This window comes from Caulobacter segnis (genome assembly GCF_003243465.1).
GTDB classification, from domain to species: Bacteria; Pseudomonadota; Alphaproteobacteria; order Caulobacterales; family Caulobacteraceae; genus Caulobacter; species Caulobacter segnis_A.
In genome coordinates, this window is the sequence record NZ_QFQZ01000064.1 from 1 (window position 1) to 15646 (window position 15646).

Genomic DNA, 15646 nt, shown 5'->3' on the forward strand with positions numbered 1-15646 from the left:
GCGAGCTGGAGAACCTGGTCGCCCACTTCCGCGCCCAGGGCTTCGTGCCCAAGGCGATCGCCGGCGGCCGCCAGCAATCCGCGGTTCAACGCGGCCCGCGCCGCGCCGACCATCCGGTGGCCAAGAAGGCCCGCGCCATGTGGATCTCGCTCCACCAGCTCGGCGTCGTCGAGAACGCCTCGGAGAAGGCCCTGGAAACCTTCGCGAAGCGCCAGCTTGGCGTGGAGCGGATGCAATGGATGGACCAGGGGCTGGGCTTCAAGCTGGTCGAGGCCCTTAAGGCTATGGCCGAGCGCGAGGGCTGGAGCCAGGATCTCGCGGGCATCGAGAAGAAGCAGCACGTTAGGATCCTGAAGGTCCGCCTGGCCTGGGCGCAGGCCAAGCGCCTGGGCGAGCGCTTCAGCGCCGCCGCGCTGTCCGACCGCGACCTGGACATGGCGATCGCCGTCTACGCCGCCCGCCTGAATGAGGCGCGCCATGGCTGACGACCTCTTCGCCCATGCTGACCTGGTCGAGGCCCAGAAGGCCATCGACGCGGCCCAGCGTGCGCGCGAGGAGGCCGTCCAGGCCGTGATCAAACGCCGACGCGCCAAGACGCTGGCGCTGGAAACGGCGCTGGTCCGCGCCACCCACGCCGAGCTGGCGGCCTATGTCGCCGCCCGCAAGCGCCTGGGGGTCGAGCATTGAGCCGGCTACCTGGCATCCTGGGCGAGATCGCCGACGTCGCTGGTCTGGACGCGGCGCTGAAGCTCGCCCGCGCCCGTGGCGGCACGGCCATGAAGATTTCGGGCAAGCCGGGCGGCGCCCTGGCCCAGATCGTCGGAGACGAAGCCGCCCGGAACATCGCCGATCTGCTGGGCTCGATCGAGTACACGATCCCGATGGCGAACCTTCGCGGTCAGAAGGCTCGCCGGGCCAAGGCCCGGCTGCTGCTGCAGCAGGGTGTTCCGTCGTCCAAGGTCGCCCTGGCGGTTGACGTTCATCTTCGGACGATCGAGCGGCTTCGGCAGCGTGAGCGCGAGGATCCAGAGCCGCAGCTTCCGCTCTTCGACACCCCTGAAACGCAATAGCCCCCGACATCTGTCGGGGGCTATTTGCTGTCACGCTCCAGCGACATTGGCCCGAACACACGCCGGTCCGCAAGACCGGCATTTTCGGGGCCATCCATGAACGCCAACACGCCGGTTTCGGTTCTGCTGCCGACGTCTGTCGCGCTGCCGGACGGCTGGACGCCTGCCCACAGTGAGCGCTGGAAGCGGATCTTCGCCAAGCTGCTGAAGAGCGAGGGCGGCTACGTCAACAATCGCAAGGACCCCGGCGGCGCGACCAAGTACGGCATCTCGCTGCGCTTCCTGGTCATCGAGGGGCGTATCGACGCCAACCGCGACGGGTTCGCCGACTTTGACCTGAACCGCGACGGCAAGATCGACGCCCTGGACATCCAGCTGCTGCGGCCGGAACACGCCGAGGCGCTCTATCTGCGCCTCTTCTTCATCGAGACGGGCTTCTGGCGCCTCCCGGAAGCCATGGACGCGGCGCTCTTCGACCTGGGCGTCAACGTCGGCACGAAGACGGCCGTCATCATCCTTCAGCGCTCGCTCAATCGGCTCGGTCCGCCGCCCCTCGCCACCGATGGCGTCCTGGGCGGCAAGACCCTGCGACGCGTGTTCGAAGGCCTCGCCAGCGCGCCGCTGCTGCGTTCGTTCCGCGACGAGGCCGCCGCGCACTACCGCTTCCTTGTCGGCCGCAACGGAGAGCTGAAGGGCTTCTTGGACGGCTGGCTCAACCGCGCTCGGGAGCTTGGCCGTGTCGGATAAGTCTGTCGTCGTCCCGGAGGTCAGCTGGAAGTTCCGGCGGATCTACACCTATGCCGTCCTGCTCATTTCGCATGGGCTTCTGTTCTTCCTGGTCCATCGCCTGATCGAGGCGCGCCCGCTGCTGATCATCGCGATCCTGTTGATCGCCGAGAACGTAGCCATGGGCCTGGTCTACCTGGCCGGAGCGACGGTCACCGACCTGCGCAAGCTGACCGTTGCCGTGCGCGGCGACCAGCCGAAGGGGACGATGTCGTGAGGATCTCCTGGAAGCTCGCCGGCGTCTTAGGCGCGTGCCTCTTGGGCGCGCTCCTGGCGGTCGTCGTCGGCGGCTGGCGAAAGGACGCCGCCGTCCTGAAGGCGTGCGTAGCCGCCGTGTCCGGCAAGGGCCGCGCCGACTTGGACCCCGCCACCGTTTGCCCCCGGCCGATCGCGGCAGACCGCCTGGCCGCCGTTCGCTCGCGCGCCTGCGACGCCGCCTTGTCGGCCAGCCCGGAGAACCTCTACGGCGCGGCGACCAGCTGCTCGGGGCCGGTCAAGCGCGTCCAGGCCGAGCGTGACGTGGCGCGCGGCGAGGCCGCCCGCCTGACCAACGACCTGAACAACGAACGCCTGGGGCAGGACGCGGCGATCGCCCGCGCCGCGGCCTCGGCGGCAACCCAAGCCGAAAGGAAAGCCCGTGCGGCCGCTGCTCTCCAAGCCGCGCCTCGCGATGCTGGCGGCCTTGTCGTGTGCGATGCTGACTGCATGCGCGCACGCTGGGCCACCGGCGGCGAGCGCCCCTGATCCGATCATCGAGCGTCACGAGGCCACGCGCCTGGTCTGTCCGCCTGATCTGCGCCGCCCGCTGCCAGCCGCGCCGCCGCCGGCGGCCGGGGCGGTGATCCGTCACAACGACGCGGGCGCGGCGTATCTGGACGCCAAGATCGCGCGCGGCGAGGCCGCCGAGGCGATCGTCCAGGACGCCCGCGCGGTGTGCGACAGGGCGGGGGCGCAGTGACCGACTTCGCCGACGAGGCCCAGGAGATCGAGATCGCCGAGCGCGAAAGCGCCGTGGCCGAGATCCGCCGCCGGGCCGCGCCGCCGGTGCAGGTGTTCTTCGAATGCCTGGCCTGCGGCGACCCGATCGAGACCGCCCGCCTATCCGTCAACCCAGCGGCCCGCCGCTGTCTCATGTGTCAGGAGGCTTACGAGCGCCTCCAGCTACTCCGTTCGAAAGGCTGACCGCGTGTCGTTCAACCTCTACCAGATCATCGTCTCCGCCTTCGTTGGCGGCGTGGCGGTGTTCCTCTTCAATCGCTGGGCGCGGCTGCTTGATCGCGGTTCGGAGAAGGAAGAGCGCACCGAAGGCAAGATCGAGAAGGTCGATGGCCAGGCGCGTGCGTCGATCGCCCGGGTGGAAACGGAGTTCCGCAAAGCCCTGGATGACCTCAAGGCCGGGATGGCTGGCTCAATCATGGACCTGGCCGTGCGTCTGACGAGGGTCGAGGAGACGGTCCGTCACCTGCCCAGCGGCGAGCAGATCGACAAGCTTATCGACCGCCTCAGCCTCGTTGAGCGCGAGGTCGGCGTCATCGGCACCAAGATCGACGGGTGGGCAGAGACCGTCCGAATGGTCCGCGATCACATCATGCAGAACGAACGCCCCCGATGAACAAGACCCTTGCCGAACGTCAGCGCGAGAGCCGCCGCCTGCTGATCCTGGAGCTGCTGCTGCAGCTAGAAAACCGCCATATCGACGAGCGCACCCTGGCGGCCGCGCTGCGCGACATGGACTGGGAAACCGCCCGAGACGTCCTGCGTAGTGAGCTGCAGTGGATGGAGCGCCAGGGTCTTGTCACCCTGAAGAACACCGAGGCTTCGACTTGGTCGATCTGGCTGACCGAGCGCGGCGACCTGTGTGCGCGCGGCGAAACCACCGAGCCGGGCGTGGCTCGGCCGGCGCTGGCGTAGTCTCATGGGACGTTCGTCCGTCGATCGGCTTCCAGAGGGCGCCCGCAAGTCTCTTCACGAGTGGCTGGGCGGCTTCCAGAAAGGGGAGCTGTCGCTCGATCAGGTCATGGAGCGCCTTGGCGCGCTCCTGGAGTTCAATGGCCTCAGCGAGCAGAAGCCGAGCCGTTCGGCTGTGCATCGCTATGCCCAGAACTTCGCCCAGGTCGCCGAGCGCGTAAAGCGCTCCCAGCAGTTCGCCGAGATGCTGGCTAGCGAAGTTGGTCCACAGATCTCGGACGGCAAGGGCGTCCAGGTTCTGGTGCAGGCCTACACTTCATTGGCCTACGACATGATCGGCAACATGGCCGACGAGGAGCGCATGGCTCCGGACGCGCTTCTCGACTTCGCCCGGTCGATCCAGGCCGCCGCCTCCGCTCAGAAGATCGACGCCGATCGCGCGCTGAAGATCGAGGAAGTGGCTCTGCGCAAGGCAGCCACTCGCGTCGACAAGACCGCCAAGGCGCTGGGCTGGTCCGCCGAGACCGCAGCAAGGGTGCGCGCCGACATCCTTGGCGTCGACCCAGAGAAGATGAAGAAGCCGGTAGCCACATGACCGTGATCACGGCCGACCCGGCGATGGAGATCGCCGATCGCGTCGGCATCGAGGGGAAGGTTCTGCAGGCTGTCGACGTCTTGGGCGCCGACGGCATTTTTCGTCCTTACCAGCGTCGCGCGGTCGAGTTGTCGCACGTGCACGAGCTGCTGGTCGTACCGAAAGGGCGACGGACTGGCCTGACCTGGGCGTTCGCCGGTGACGACGCCATCACGGCCGCGACCCGCGCCGGCCAGGGCGGTGACGATGTGCTCTATATCGGCCCCAGCTTCGACATGGCGCGGGAGTACATTGAGGCCTGCGCGGGGTTTGCCAAGGCGTTCATGGGGATCGACGCCCTGGTCGGCGAGACGATCTTTAACGACGAGGATGTCACTCGCCCTGGCGAGACGCGCCAGATCAAGGCGTTCCGGATCGACTTCGCCTCTGGCCACAAGATCCTGGCCCTGACCAGCGCGCCGCGATCCCTCCGTGGCCGCCAGGGGCGCGTGCGGATCGACGAGGCGGCATTTGTCGACAACCTCGCCGAACTGCTCAAGGCGGCTCTGGCTCTGACCATGCTTGGTTCGCACGTCGTGGTGATCTCAACCCACAACGGCGTCGACAACGAGTTCAACAAGTTGATCCAGGAGATCCAGAAGGGTGACCGCGAGGGACACGTCTTCGAGGTTCCCTTCAAGCTCGCTGTCGAACAGGGCATGTATGAGAGCACCGCCACCGTGCGTGGTTGGGAGCTGACGCAGCAGGCCAAGGACACCTGGGTCCGCAAGATCTACAAGCGTTACTCCTCCGCCGCCGCAGAGGAGCTGGACGCCATTCCGTCCAGGTCGAGCGGTTCGTGGCTGTCTTACGACCTAATCGAACGCGCTGAAGATCCGACCATCCCCGTGCTGCGCCTGGCGTGCGAACCCTCGTTTACGCTGCTCCCCGATCACAAGCGCGAGGTCTTCATCGCCAAATGGTGCGAGGAGCACCTGGCCCCGCTGCTGGCCGACCTAGGGCAGCTCCAGATCGGCGTCGGCGGCGACTTCGCGCGCTTTGCCGACGTATCGGCCATGTGGCTGCTCCAGGAACTGATGAACCGAGCTTGGCGCACGCCCTTTGTCCTGGAAATGCGCCGCGTCCCGTACCGCGAGCAAGAGTTCGTCTGGGAATTTGTACTCAGCCGCCTGCGGGTCTGGCGCGCCAAGATCGACGCCAACGGGAACGGCGGCTATCTGGCCGAACGGATGGTGCAGATCTTCGGCGCGGCGCGGGTTGAGGGCGTGCTGGCCAAGGCCGAGTGGTGGAAGCTGCAGGGCACGCCGCTGCTGGGCCGGTTCGAGAGCGAAGGACGCATCACGATCCCGCAGGACGCCGGCGTCGCGTCCGACCTTCGCATGGTCAAGGTCGTCGATGGCGCGCCAAAGATCGCCGAGGAGCGGGTCACGGCGGGCGACGGCGAGGTCGATGAGGGCAAGCGCCACGGCGACGACGCGGTCGCGCTCTTTCATGCCTCGGCGGCTTTGCGGGAGGGCGGTGTAGCCGCGCCTGTCGCGGCCACGACGGGCCCAACCGGCGCGCCGCCCGGGTTCCTCGGCGAAGACTTCCTAGACCCCTACGCCACCCTGAATTTCGCGGGCTACTGACATGAGCGACATCCCGGAGAACAAGCCCACGCCGGCGGACAAGGCGCCGGACAAGCCGGAGCTGGGCGAGATCGCGATCAGCGTCGGCGGGACTGACATCACCCTGCCGTTCATGGGCGCTTTGCGCGAGGTTCAGGACACCGTCCTGCGCCGCCTGGGCAACAATTACGAGGTCTACCGCGAGCTACGGCGAGACGACCAGGTCCACGCCTGTCTCCAGCAGCGCATCCTGGCCTTGATGTCGCGCCCGCTGGTCATCGAGCCCGGCGGCGACGACGCCCAGTCCGTGGCGGCCGCGGATCATCTGCGGATGAACCTGGCGCAGATCCCGTTCGATCGCGCTTCCGGCAAGAAGCACGCGGGGATCCTCTACGGCCACGCCGTCGCCGAGTGCATGTACGAGATCCGCGAGGGGAAGGTCTGGCTCGCCCGGCCGAAGGTCCGGGTGCCATGGCGCTTTCGTTACGCCTTCGACGGCTCGCTGCGCCTTCTGACCCGCGCTCGCATGTCCGAGGGCGAGCCCGTTCCCGAGAAGAAGTTCTGGACGACGAACTGGGGAGCGGACAACGACGACGATCCCTATGGCCTGGGCCTGGCTCACCAGCTCTACTGGCTGGTGTTCTTCAAGAAGCAGGGCCTGTCGTTCTGGCTTCGCGCCCTGGAGAAGTACGGCGCGCCCTCGACCTACACGAAATACCCGGCCGGGGCGGACCAGAAGACGGTGAACGACGCCCTGGCGGTCGCGCGCCGACTGCGCCTCGATGGCGCGGCCGCGATCCCGGAGAACATGACGATCGAGCTGCTGGAAGCGGCTCGGGGTACGGTGGACCAGGCCACCTTCCTTCGCCAGATGAACGCCGGGATCGCCAAGATCATCCTGGGCGTCACCATGACGACCGACGACGGCGCCAGCCTGTCGCAAAGCCAGGTCCACATGGAGGTCCGCGAGGAGCTGACCGACGCCGACGCCGAGACGCTGTGCGAGAGCTTCCAGACCGGCCCCGCGACCTGGCTGACCCAGTGGAACTTCCCCGGCGCCAAGACGCCGATCGTCCGCCGGCCCAGCGCCGAGGATGAAACGGCGGTCGCGGATCTTCTGATCAAGAAGGGGCGGGCCATCAAGGCGCTTCGGGATGCGGGCCTGGAGCCTGAGAACGACGAGGTGATCGAGGCCATGCTTCCGGGCTGGCGCTTGGCCCCTACGAAGACTGCGACGCCACCGGTCGGCTCGCCTTCCTTCGCCGAGGCCTCCGACCGAGACGCCATCGCCGACTATGTCGATGAACTCGACTGGCGCCCGATGATCGATCCGATCCGCCAGCGCATCATCGCCTTCGTCGAGGCGCGTCCCGATCTTCAGACCGCCGCCGACGAGCTGGGCGAGCTGCTCACCGGGCCGGCTAGCGACGACCTGGTCAAGGCGCTTAGCCGGTCGCTCCTGGAAGCGCGCCTCGGCGGCCGCGCCGGCGGCGCGACGACGACCGCCATGGCCCAGGCCGACGCCAAGCGCACATGACCGGCGTACTCGAGTTCAAGGCCAGGCCGCCGGCCCAGGCGGTCAGCTACCTTGAGGACAAGATCGCCGGCGGCCGCTTCTCGTTCGACTGGCGCGATGTCGATCGAGAGGAGCACCTGGTCAGCTTCGTGGTCGCCAAGGCCATGACGCGCGACATCCTGGTCGACATCCATTCCGGCCTGGTCGAGGCGATCAAGGCGGGCACGACGCCCGAGCAGTTCGTCAAGGATCTGACCCCGCTGCTGCAGGCCAAGGGCTGGTGGGGCCGACAGATCCAGACCGATCCGGTCACTGGCGAAACCCGGGTGGTCGAGCTGGGGACGCCGCGCCGTCTTCGGACCATCTTCAACGAGAACATGCGCATGGCCCACGCGGCCGGGCGCTGGGAGCGCTACGTCGACAACGCGACCACGCGGCCGATCCTGACCTATCACCATACGCCCAAGGAGCACCCACGCCTGGAGCACATCGCCCTGGACGGGATCTCGCTGCCGATCGGCCATCCGTTCTGGAAGAAGTACTTCACACCCAACGGCTGGGGCTGTGGCTGCTACACCACGTCAGAACGCGTGGGCGCGGCGGTGACGTCCGAGGCCGAGCTGGAGCGGATCGGCGTCTACGATACGCGGCCTTGGGTGAACCCGCGCACCGGCGAGACCCGCGAGATCCCCTTCGGGATCGATCCCGGCTTCGACTACAATGTCGGCCAGGCGCGGCTGGCCAATTTCGTGCCGCCAGCCACTCCGGAGCGCCAGCGGCCCATAGTCCAGGGCGAGCGCATGCCCCGCGCTCTGCCGCCCGTTCGCCAAGCCAGGAGCCTACCGGCCGGCGTCAGCCTGCGACCGGACCTCGTCGGTGGCGATCCAGGCGACGTCTTTGAAGCCTTCTCGAAGGCGCTGGGAAAAGGCGAGGGCGAGGTGTTCGTCGATCCGGTCCAGGTGCCACTGGTCGTCGGTCGCCGGATGTTCGAGCGTCACAACGCCGATGGGGACAGCGTGGCGGCGAAGGTGCACCTAGCTGGCCGAGCCGCGTATGCGGAGATCCTGGCCGCCTCACTAAAGGACCCTGACGAAATTTGGCACTCGATCCAATCCAGGGCGGACGGAACCTCTGTTCTGGTCCGCAACTATGTCTCCTGGATCCAGGCGGAGGATGGCCGGGAAGCTTTCGTGGCCAGCTTCCATGAGCGGGACGGCGTCTGGTGGGGAACGACGGCTTATCCACCGGGCAAGCGCCGCTCTGCGGTGGACCAGCGGACCCAGACCGACGTGGGTTTCCGGGTCGGGGCTCTGGTCTATAGCCGGAAATGAATGACCCCCGCGCGGGCCGCCGCCGGGGGTCGTGTCGGTCTGTTGGGACTCCGCATCCGCCGGAATTGGACCGCGAGAGAGATTTAGGGCCGTGGGGGGCTCTTGTCTAGAGGTCCGTCCCGATGGCCGTGAACTGGCGTTCTACGCCTTCCACGGCCTTCCACGGCCTTCCAGGATAGCGGTCTGGTCTGGGGAGCGGATCGTCAGCGGCATTCGGGCTTGGCGGATATAGCCCCCGACATCTGTCGGGTGCGAAGGCCCGGCCGACACTCTCGATATTGAGGGCTCAACGGACGACCTGTCCACCCCGTTCCGAGCCCCGATCGAGATCCATGCAAATCCGCGACGCCAACTCGGCCGAACGCAATGTCATCTTCCGCCCGGGCCGTCACCGCGCCCAGAGCGGTCAGTACTTCACCTTCAGCGAGGCCGACGTCGCGGCGATCGCCGCCGCCTACGATCCGGCCGTCCACCAAGCGCCCTACGTCCTGGGCCATCCGAAGACCGACGCCGCCCCGGCCTGGGGCTGGGTCGAGAAGCTGGAGATCCAGGACGGGCAGCTGGTCGCCGTCGCCAGCGACGTCGTCCCGGCCTTCGCCGAGGGCGTGGCCGCCGGCAACTATCGCTTCCGCTCGGCGGATCTCTACGGCCCGAACGATCCGGCCAACCCCAAGCCCGGCCAGTACTACCTGCGCAGCGTCGGCTGGCTCGGCGCCGAGCCGCCGGCCATCAAGGGGCTGGGCGCCGCCTTCAGCGAGCGCGCCGAGGCCGAGCCGCTGTCCTTCGCCGAAACCGAAATGAGCCTCGCCTGGCTGGCATCAAACGTGGCGGGCGGGTTCCGCTCGCTGCGCGATTGGATCCTCGCCAAGTTTGGCCAGGAAGCCGCCGACGCGGCTCTGCCGGCATGGACCGATCAGTCCGCGACCCAGATCGCCGCCGAGGTCCGCGCCGAAGCATGGCCCGGTCAGGTGGCCAGCTTCGCCGAGGGCGAAGTCGGACGTGTGGCCGATCTGGAAGCCCGCGCGGCTGATCTCGACGCCCGCGAGGCCGCCATCGCCGCGCGCGAGAAGGCCGCCCGCGATGATCAGATCGCCTTCGCCGAAGGTGAGCGCCAGGCGGCCCGGGCCGATGACGCCGCGTTCGTCGACGGACTGGTGAAGGCCGGCCGGCTCCCGCCCGCCCGCGCCGACCAGGTCAAGACGCTGCTGGGCGTCCTGGCTGGCGACCAGAAGATCAGCTTCGCCGAGGGCGAGGCCGATCCGCGCGGCCAGCTGCGCGAGCTGCTCGGCAAACTGGGCACCGCCATTCACTTCGGCGAGGTCGCGCCGTCGTCGGAGGCCCGCTTCTCCGAACGCCAGACCGGACAGGACCACGCCGACGCGATCCGCGCCGTCATGGACGAACAGGCGGCCGCCGGCCGCAACATCTCGGCGGCCGAGGCCGCCTCCATCGCTCGCAACCGCTGAGGGGCCAAATGAGCCGTTATCCCTACACCGCCGCCGCCGACGTCGCCGGCCGCCGCTTCGTCAAGGCTGGTGGCGCCGCCGGCACGATCATCCAGGCCACTGGCTCGACTGACGCCCTGCTCGGCGTGTCGGCCTCGATGGGCGGCAAGTCCGGCCAGGTGGTCGACGTCGAAGAGACCGGCGTCGCCGAGATCGAATACGGCGGCGCTGTCGCCGTCGGCGATCCGCTGACCAGCGACGCGGTCGGCCGCGCCGTGAAGGCCAATCCCGGCGCGGGCGTGGTCGCCCAGGTGGGCGGCTATGCCCGCGTGGCCGGCGTGCTGGGCGACTTCGGCTCGATGAAAACCGCGCGCGGCCAGATCAAGGGCTGACGCCCCGGTCGCACGCATCCTCCGTCCTCACTGACCAGGAACACAGTTCATGTCCGCCACTCGCCCCATCGTCATCAATCCGGAACTGACCGGCATCGCGATCGCCGCACCCATCGGCAACGTGATCGCCGACCAGGTCCTTCCCGACGTGAAGGTCACCTCCGAAGCCTACAAGTGGAATGAGTACCCCTTCGAACAGGGCGTCACCGTCCCCGACACCAAGGTCGGCCGCACCTCCGAGGTGAAGCGGGTCGAGTTCGGCGGTGTGGAGCGCGACGGCTCCGTCGATGACCACGGCCTGGAAGATCCGGTGCCGAAGACCGACCAGACGGCCAACTCGCAGATGGACCCGAAGGCGATGGCCACCGAGCTGACCTCTCAGCTGGTCACCCTGGCCCGCGAGATCCGGGTTCGCGACATCGTCTTCAACACCGCCTCCTACCTGCCCAGCCAGATCACCTCGTATGCGGCCGACGCCGGCTGGTATGATCCCGACAGCGATCCGCTGGGCGACTTCGAGGACGCCTACGGCAAGATGATCGTCAAGCCGAACACGCTGACGATCGGCGAGGACGGCCTGCTGGCCCTGCGCAAGCACCCCAAGCTGATCAAGGCCGCTCGGTCGGCCAACAGCACCGGCGAGGGGCGTCTGACCATGGCCGAGCTCATGGAGCTGCTGCGGGTCAAGACCATCCTCGTTGGCGAGGCCCAGGTTAACTACAAGGTCCAGGGCCAAGCGCCGGTCATCGCGCCCTGCTGGTCGACCCACGCCTCGCTGACTTACGTCGAGCGCCTGGTGAAGAACAACAAAGCCTTCACCTTCGGCTCGACCTTCCGCCTGACCGACAAGCAAGCCTGGGAATACTTCGATCCCAGGACGGGCCTGGAAGGCTCCGACGTCATCCGCGTCGGCGAGCGCCTGAAGGAACAGGTCGTCGCCAAGCAGGCCGGCTGGTTCTTCCAGAACGCCGCCGCCCCGCCGGCTTAACGCCGGCCCCGGCCAGTCGCCACACGCTTCCAGCTTCGTTCGAGAGCCCTTCCCATGCGCTACCGCCTGCTCGTCAACCTGCCCGGCAAGATGAAGGCCGGGTCCCCGATCACCCCAGAGGACGTGGGCCAAGCGGAGTTCGACCGCCTGGGCAGCCACGGCTTCATCGAGATCGAGGCCGACGAGCTGGCGGACGTGGACGCCTTCACGGCGGCGCTGGAAGCCTACCGCCTGCACATGGAAGCGGCCCCGCCGCTGATCATCGCAGTGCTGGAAGCGACCAACACCGACGACCAGGTCATCGCCTTCGCCGATGCGCTGTTCGAGATCAGCTCCACGGTCCCGAAGCGCATCCAGGAAGTCATGGCCGAAGTCTTTGAGCGCGCTCGCGAGCTGGCCGTGGCCGACCCGAACAACATCCCGAATTCCGCCTTCGCCAGCTTGCTTGCGGCGCAGGCGGAGGGCGCGGCGGGCATGGACGCCGCGCCCGACAACAGCGCGCCGGCCGCCGACCAGGTCGCCGGTGCCACCAATCCCGAGGGGGGTGCGGTCGCGGCGGCGACTGTGGTCACCCCCAGCACGGACACGACCTTGTCCGTGCCGGACGGCGCGGCGGCCGCCACCGCCGCGTCGAACGATACCCCCAAAGCCGAAGACCTGGCCGTGAAGAAATCGCCCGCCGCCAAGAGCGGCGGCCGGAAGAAGTCCGAGGCCGCCTGATGGACGGGGAAGCCAATCACCACCGAGCGCTGGAGCCCGAGACGATCGCCGAGATCCTCGAGGTCAGGCGCCTGGAAGGCGAGCTGATCGCTCTGCTGGCCAATCTGGCCGAGCACCACCCAAAGGGCGGGCGCGAGTTCGCCGCCGCCCGCACCAACCTGCAGCAGGCCCGCATGTGGGCCATCGAAGGGATCACGCTCTAAGCCATGGCCTACGCCGCCGCCGCCAAGTTCGTCGCGCTGTTCGGGGAGGCCGAGGCGCGCCTCCTCGCGCCGACGACGCCGGCGTCGACGGGCTATGACCAGGCCAAGATCGACTTGGCGCTGACAAACGCCTCCAATTTCGCCGACACCTATCTGGCTTCGCGCTATCCGACGCCGCTGAACCCTGTCCCCGATGTTGTGGGCGACGCGGTCTGCGACCTGGCGCGCGAGGCCTTGGACCGCAACGGCCGAGCCTACGTCGTTCAGGCCGCCGATCGCCGCCGCGCCTGGTTCCGGGATCTCTCTCTGGGCAAGGCCACTTTGGGCGTGGCGGCTGGCTCCGAAGCCGATCCCGGCGCGAACGCCCCGGCCGCCGGCGGGCCAGTGGTCGACGCTCCGGCCCGCGTCTTCGACGACGTCGGCCTCGACGCCTTCCTGCGGGGCTGACATGACCGTCGCCCTGACCCTGACCGTCGACCTGGCCCGGACGCTGGGCGGCCTGCGCCGCATGCGCGCGGTCGGCGAGGACCTGCGCCCTGTCCTGGGCGACATCGGCGCCGAGCTGGAAGGCTCGACGGTGAAGCGCTTCACCAGCAACGTCGCGCCCGACGGGACGCCGTGGAAGCAATCGCTTCGCGCTGAGAAGACCAAGAAACCGACGCTCGTCCTGCGCACCAACCTGCGTGACAGCATCCACTTCGTGGTCGAGCCCAACGCCGTCTCGATCGGGTCCAACCTGATCTACGCGCGGATCCACCAGACCGGCGGCGTGATCAAGGCCAAGGGCGGCTCGCTGGCCTTCCACCTTTACGGTGGAGCCTTCGTTCGGGTGAAGAGCGTCACCATGCCCAAGCGCGAGTACTTGGGCATGTCCGCCAACGACGACCAGGCTGTCGTCGATATCGTCGGCGATCATTGGGCGCGCGCCGCCCGGGCCGGTGGCCGATGATCGGCTTCTTCGACGCAGTGGTCGCTCGCCTCGCCGACCCGAACCGCTGCCCCGCCGTTGTCCAGGCCGCCGTGGCCATGGACGCCGAAAGGACCATCGAGACCCTCGCCCTGGGCGCGGACGTCAGCGCAATCGTTTCGCCACTGTCGGACGAGGCCACGCCGATCCGCTCCGCCGGCCTGCGCGTCTCTCAGGTCGAGACCTGGATCTTCGGCGTGACCATGGCGCTCGTTTTCCCGGGCGGCTTTGCCCAGTGGGACGTGGCTCGCGTCCAGATCAAGGCCGCCCTGTGCGGCTGGACGCCGGAAGGCGCGGCCCGGCCGGTGGAGTACGCCGGTGGAACGCTCCTGGAATACCGCGCCGAGGAAGGTGGCCGCTGGCTGCACCTGCTGCGGTTCCGCGTCGACGTCCAAGAAACCTACGGGGCGCAGTCGTGACCCCGCCCGCCAAGCCCAACCGCAAAGAGCTGACCATGGCTAAGAGCCCCAAGACCCCGCCCGCCGCGCCGGAACCCGAGATCCGGTCGCTGACCCCGCCGCTGATGGACGCGTCGGCCGCCCGCGCCCTGGCCGCCGCCCAGGAGAAGCTCGGCTACGACGCCCCGCCGATCGTCGCCGCCTCGATCGAGGCCGAGGCGCAAGCGCCCTCGGCTCCCACCCAAACGGCTGACACGCCCGCCGCCGGCGACGCCGGCGCGGCCCAGTAGGAGACCAGACCCTTGGCTTACGAACTGCTGCTCGCCAAGAAGCAAGCCGTCGCACACCTCGCCCCGGCCTTCAGCGCCGCCGATTCCGTCTGGGCCGAGAATGTCCAGTTCAAGGAAATGGGCACGAAGGTCGAACTGCAGCCGGCCCAGCCCGGTTACGGCGTGCCCGCCGGCGTCATCACCGCCGAGCACACCGAGCTGACCTTCACCACGCTGCTGGTGGGGTCGGGCACGGCCGGCACCGCGCCCTCGTGGGGCTTCCTGGCCAAGGCGGCCGGCTGGGCCGAAGAGGTCGACGCCGGCAGCGTGACCTATACCCGCGCGCCGCCGTCCGACGCCGCCGACACCATGGCCTTCGACTGGTCGGACATGACCCGTCACCACAAGGCCCTGGACGGCCGTGGCAAGACCGACATCAAGCTGGCGGCCAACCAGCCGCCGCGCCTGGACTGGCTGTTCCGCGCCCTGCTGGTCCCGCTGGTCGCCCGCACGCCGGTGGTGGACGACGATGCTGATTTCAGCGACTGGCCGACCACGCGCCCGATCAGCTTCGACCTGACCACCTTCACCCTGGGCGGCGTGCCCATGGTGCTGCGCGACCTGACGATGACGGGCGCCGACAACGTCAAGTTCGTCGACCTGCCCAACCAAAAGGGCGTCTTCCACCGGGGCAGCCCGGCCTACACCGGCAGCCTGAAGTGCTCGACGCCGACGCTGGCGACCTTCAACCCGCAGACCAAGTGGATCAACGGCAACCTGCTGCCCTTCACCTTCACCCACGGCAAGACCGCCGGGAGCATCGTGACGGTCAATGGCGTCGTCCAGCTGAACGATGTCGCCTGGTCGCGCGAGGACGAGGACGACGTCTTCACCGCCAACATCTCGCTGACCACGGCTCCGTCGCTCGTCCTGACCTGATCCGCGGCCGCGCCCTGTCTTCACGTCGGGCGCGGGGATGTCTCCGCGCCCGCTGCTTTCCGCCTCACCTCAAGGGACCATGCCCATGACCGCCAAGTTCGATTTCTCCGCCGTCGACAGCCCGTATCGCTGCCGTTGGCCCGTCTCCGTCAACTGGCCGCTCGATGGCGGCAAGGTCGAGATCCGCAAGTTCGACGCCATTCTGCAGCTGATGACGGACGAAGACCTGGAAGCGGCGACCAAGGACGTCGAGCAGAACAAGACCGATCCGGATCGCGCCCTCGTCAAGCGTTACCTGGTGGGCCTGCCCGATCATCCGGACCAGCCGGAGCTGACCGAGGCCTTCCTGAAGAAGTTCCTTGCGCCGCCGGTGATCGTCCTGGGCCTGAAGGCCGCCTACCAGGAGTTTGCGGGAGGCGTCGCCGCAAAAAACTGATCGAGGCGGCGCGGCACTACGCCACCGGCGGTCGCGTCGCCTCGGGCCAGTCCTCGGCCGAGATCCCACCGGCCGC

Annotated in this window: 25 protein-coding genes; all 25 read left to right on the top strand. The window is 68.2% G+C overall.

The window, feature by feature from the left end; translation table 11 throughout:
* Positions 1-485: regulatory protein GemA (locus tag DI526_RS17200; protein WP_304280598.1), on the top strand; the 485-nt coding region annotated here is incomplete at its 5' end.
* Entirely contained in the window at positions 478-687 is a 210-nt protein-coding gene (locus tag DI526_RS17205; RefSeq protein ID WP_304280600.1) for a hypothetical protein, read from the top strand. The genes DI526_RS17200 and DI526_RS17205, both read left to right, overlap by 8 nt.
* Positions 684-1070 (top strand): hypothetical protein, encoded by a 387-nt coding sequence (locus DI526_RS17210; RefSeq protein WP_304280601.1) that lies wholly within the window; start codon positions 684-686, stop codon positions 1068-1070. The genes DI526_RS17205 and DI526_RS17210 overlap by 4 nt, the downstream gene beginning before the upstream one ends.
* A 96-nt stretch (positions 1071-1166) precedes the next feature.
* A complete protein-coding gene (locus DI526_RS17215) occupies positions 1167-1817 on the top strand; it encodes a glycoside hydrolase family 108 protein (RefSeq protein ID WP_304280603.1) in 651 nt (216 codons plus the stop codon).
* Complete coding sequence (locus DI526_RS17220; RefSeq protein ID WP_304280605.1) at positions 1807-2073, top strand: hypothetical protein; 267 nt, start codon at positions 1807-1809, stop codon at positions 2071-2073. The genes DI526_RS17215 and DI526_RS17220 overlap by 11 nt, the downstream gene beginning before the upstream one ends.
* The gene (locus DI526_RS17225; RefSeq protein ID WP_304280607.1) at positions 2070-2600 is read left to right on the top strand and encodes a hypothetical protein; all 531 of its coding nucleotides are present in this window, start codon (positions 2070-2072) and stop codon (positions 2598-2600) included. Before DI526_RS17220 ends, DI526_RS17225 begins: the two co-directional genes overlap by 4 nt.
* The gene (locus DI526_RS17230) at positions 2551-2814 is read left to right on the top strand and encodes a hypothetical protein (RefSeq protein ID WP_304280608.1); all 264 of its coding nucleotides are present in this window, start codon (positions 2551-2553) and stop codon (positions 2812-2814) included. Before DI526_RS17225 ends, DI526_RS17230 begins: the two co-directional genes overlap by 50 nt.
* On the top strand, positions 2811-3038 hold the full coding sequence (locus DI526_RS17235) for a TraR/DksA C4-type zinc finger protein (protein ID WP_304280610.1): 228 nt from the start codon (positions 2811-2813) through the stop codon (positions 3036-3038). Before DI526_RS17230 ends, DI526_RS17235 begins: the two co-directional genes overlap by 4 nt.
* A 4-nt stretch (positions 3039-3042) precedes the next feature.
* Positions 3043-3468, top strand: coding sequence for a hypothetical protein (locus DI526_RS17240; RefSeq protein ID WP_304280611.1), 426 nt, complete (start codon positions 3043-3045; stop codon positions 3466-3468).
* Positions 3465-3767, top strand: a complete 303-nt coding sequence (locus tag DI526_RS17245) for a hypothetical protein (RefSeq protein ID WP_304280613.1) — start codon at positions 3465-3467, stop codon at positions 3765-3767. Before DI526_RS17240 ends, DI526_RS17245 begins: the two co-directional genes overlap by 4 nt.
* A gap of 4 nt (positions 3768-3771) precedes the next feature.
* The gene (locus tag DI526_RS17250) at positions 3772-4359 is read left to right on the top strand and encodes a phage protein Gp27 family protein (RefSeq protein ID WP_304280615.1); all 588 of its coding nucleotides are present in this window, start codon (positions 3772-3774) and stop codon (positions 4357-4359) included.
* Positions 4356-5987, top strand: coding sequence for a hypothetical protein (locus tag DI526_RS17255; RefSeq protein WP_304280617.1), 1632 nt, complete (start codon positions 4356-4358; stop codon positions 5985-5987). The genes DI526_RS17250 and DI526_RS17255 overlap by 4 nt, the downstream gene beginning before the upstream one ends.
* A 1-nt stretch (position 5988) precedes the next feature.
* The gene (locus tag DI526_RS17260) at positions 5989-7503 is read left to right on the top strand and encodes a DUF935 family protein (RefSeq protein WP_304280619.1); all 1515 of its coding nucleotides are present in this window, start codon (positions 5989-5991) and stop codon (positions 7501-7503) included.
* Positions 7500-8813 (top strand): PBECR2 nuclease fold domain-containing protein, encoded by a 1314-nt coding sequence (locus DI526_RS17265; RefSeq protein ID WP_304280621.1) that lies wholly within the window; start codon positions 7500-7502, stop codon positions 8811-8813. The genes DI526_RS17260 and DI526_RS17265 overlap by 4 nt, the downstream gene beginning before the upstream one ends.
* Positions 8814-9145: 332 nt before the next feature.
* Positions 9146-10279, top strand: coding sequence for a hypothetical protein (locus tag DI526_RS17270; RefSeq protein WP_304280622.1), 1134 nt, complete (start codon positions 9146-9148; stop codon positions 10277-10279).
* A gap of 8 nt (positions 10280-10287) precedes the next feature.
* Positions 10288-10650: a capsid cement protein gene (locus DI526_RS17275; RefSeq protein ID WP_304280623.1), complete on the top strand. Its 363-nt coding sequence runs from the start codon at positions 10288-10290 to the stop codon at positions 10648-10650.
* 49 nt (positions 10651-10699) lie between these two features.
* Positions 10700-11638 carry a hypothetical protein gene (locus DI526_RS17280; RefSeq protein WP_304280625.1) on the top strand — a complete coding sequence of 313 codons (939 nt, stop codon included), beginning with the start codon at positions 10700-10702 and terminating at the stop codon, positions 11636-11638.
* 54 nt (positions 11639-11692) lie between these two features.
* Complete coding sequence (locus DI526_RS17285) at positions 11693-12358, top strand: hypothetical protein (RefSeq protein ID WP_304280626.1); 666 nt, start codon at positions 11693-11695, stop codon at positions 12356-12358.
* Positions 12358-12561, top strand: a complete 204-nt coding sequence (locus DI526_RS17290; RefSeq protein WP_304280628.1) for a hypothetical protein — start codon at positions 12358-12360, stop codon at positions 12559-12561. Before DI526_RS17285 ends, DI526_RS17290 begins: the two co-directional genes overlap by 1 nt.
* Before the next feature lie 3 nt (positions 12562-12564).
* Positions 12565-13008, top strand: coding sequence for a phage protein Gp36 family protein (locus tag DI526_RS17295; RefSeq protein ID WP_304280630.1), 444 nt, complete (start codon positions 12565-12567; stop codon positions 13006-13008).
* A gap of 1 nt (position 13009) precedes the next feature.
* The gene (locus tag DI526_RS17300; protein WP_304280632.1) at positions 13010-13510 is read left to right on the top strand and encodes a phage virion morphogenesis protein; all 501 of its coding nucleotides are present in this window, start codon (positions 13010-13012) and stop codon (positions 13508-13510) included.
* On the top strand, positions 13507-13947 hold the full coding sequence (locus tag DI526_RS17305) for a hypothetical protein (RefSeq protein ID WP_304280634.1): 441 nt from the start codon (positions 13507-13509) through the stop codon (positions 13945-13947). The genes DI526_RS17300 and DI526_RS17305 overlap by 4 nt, the downstream gene beginning before the upstream one ends.
* A gap of 35 nt (positions 13948-13982) precedes the next feature.
* Positions 13983-14216, top strand: coding sequence for a hypothetical protein (locus tag DI526_RS17310; protein ID WP_304280636.1), 234 nt, complete (start codon positions 13983-13985; stop codon positions 14214-14216).
* 12 nt (positions 14217-14228) lie between these two features.
* On the top strand, positions 14229-15134 hold the full coding sequence (locus DI526_RS17315; protein WP_304280637.1) for a hypothetical protein: 906 nt from the start codon (positions 14229-14231) through the stop codon (positions 15132-15134).
* Positions 15135-15219: 85 nt separating this feature from the next.
* Positions 15220-15570: a hypothetical protein gene (locus DI526_RS17320; protein ID WP_304280638.1), complete on the top strand. Its 351-nt coding sequence runs from the start codon at positions 15220-15222 to the stop codon at positions 15568-15570.
* Positions 15571-15646: the final 76 nt, after the last annotated feature.

Bases quoted from the DNA above. Each gene is read 5' to 3' on its own strand.
- DI526_RS17295 (WP_304280630.1), top strand. From the start codon at position 12,565: ATGGCCTACGCCGCCGCCGCCAAGTTCGTCGCGCTGTTCGGGGAGGCC.
- DI526_RS17205 (WP_304280600.1), top strand. From the start codon at position 478: ATGGCTGACGACCTCTTCGCCCATGCTGACCTGGTCGAGGCCCAGAAG.
- DI526_RS17305 (WP_304280634.1), top strand. From the start codon at position 13,507: ATGATCGGCTTCTTCGACGCAGTGGTCGCTCGCCTCGCCGACCCGAAC.
- DI526_RS17255 (WP_304280617.1), top strand. From the start codon at position 4,356: ATGACCGTGATCACGGCCGACCCGGCGATGGAGATCGCCGATCGCGTC.
- DI526_RS17300 (WP_304280632.1), top strand. From the start codon at position 13,010: ATGACCGTCGCCCTGACCCTGACCGTCGACCTGGCCCGGACGCTGGGC.
- DI526_RS17250 (WP_304280615.1), top strand. From the start codon at position 3,772: ATGGGACGTTCGTCCGTCGATCGGCTTCCAGAGGGCGCCCGCAAGTCT.
- DI526_RS17320 (WP_304280638.1), top strand. From the start codon at position 15,220: ATGACCGCCAAGTTCGATTTCTCCGCCGTCGACAGCCCGTATCGCTGC.
- DI526_RS17270 (WP_304280622.1), top strand. From the start codon at position 9,146: ATGCAAATCCGCGACGCCAACTCGGCCGAACGCAATGTCATCTTCCGC.
- DI526_RS17290 (WP_304280628.1), top strand. From the start codon at position 12,358: ATGGACGGGGAAGCCAATCACCACCGAGCGCTGGAGCCCGAGACGATC.
- DI526_RS17230 (WP_304280608.1), top strand. From the start codon at position 2,551: ATGCTGACTGCATGCGCGCACGCTGGGCCACCGGCGGCGAGCGCCCCT.
- DI526_RS17275 (WP_304280623.1), top strand. From the start codon at position 10,288: ATGAGCCGTTATCCCTACACCGCCGCCGCCGACGTCGCCGGCCGCCGC.
- DI526_RS17260 (WP_304280619.1), top strand. From the start codon at position 5,989: ATGAGCGACATCCCGGAGAACAAGCCCACGCCGGCGGACAAGGCGCCG.
- DI526_RS17280 (WP_304280625.1), top strand. From the start codon at position 10,700: ATGTCCGCCACTCGCCCCATCGTCATCAATCCGGAACTGACCGGCATC.
- DI526_RS17285 (WP_304280626.1), top strand. From the start codon at position 11,693: ATGCGCTACCGCCTGCTCGTCAACCTGCCCGGCAAGATGAAGGCCGGG.
- DI526_RS17310 (WP_304280636.1), top strand. From the start codon at position 13,983: ATGGCTAAGAGCCCCAAGACCCCGCCCGCCGCGCCGGAACCCGAGATC.
- DI526_RS17245 (WP_304280613.1), top strand. From the start codon at position 3,465: ATGAACAAGACCCTTGCCGAACGTCAGCGCGAGAGCCGCCGCCTGCTG.
- DI526_RS17215 (WP_304280603.1), top strand. From the start codon at position 1,167: ATGAACGCCAACACGCCGGTTTCGGTTCTGCTGCCGACGTCTGTCGCG.
- DI526_RS17265 (WP_304280621.1), top strand. From the start codon at position 7,500: ATGACCGGCGTACTCGAGTTCAAGGCCAGGCCGCCGGCCCAGGCGGTC.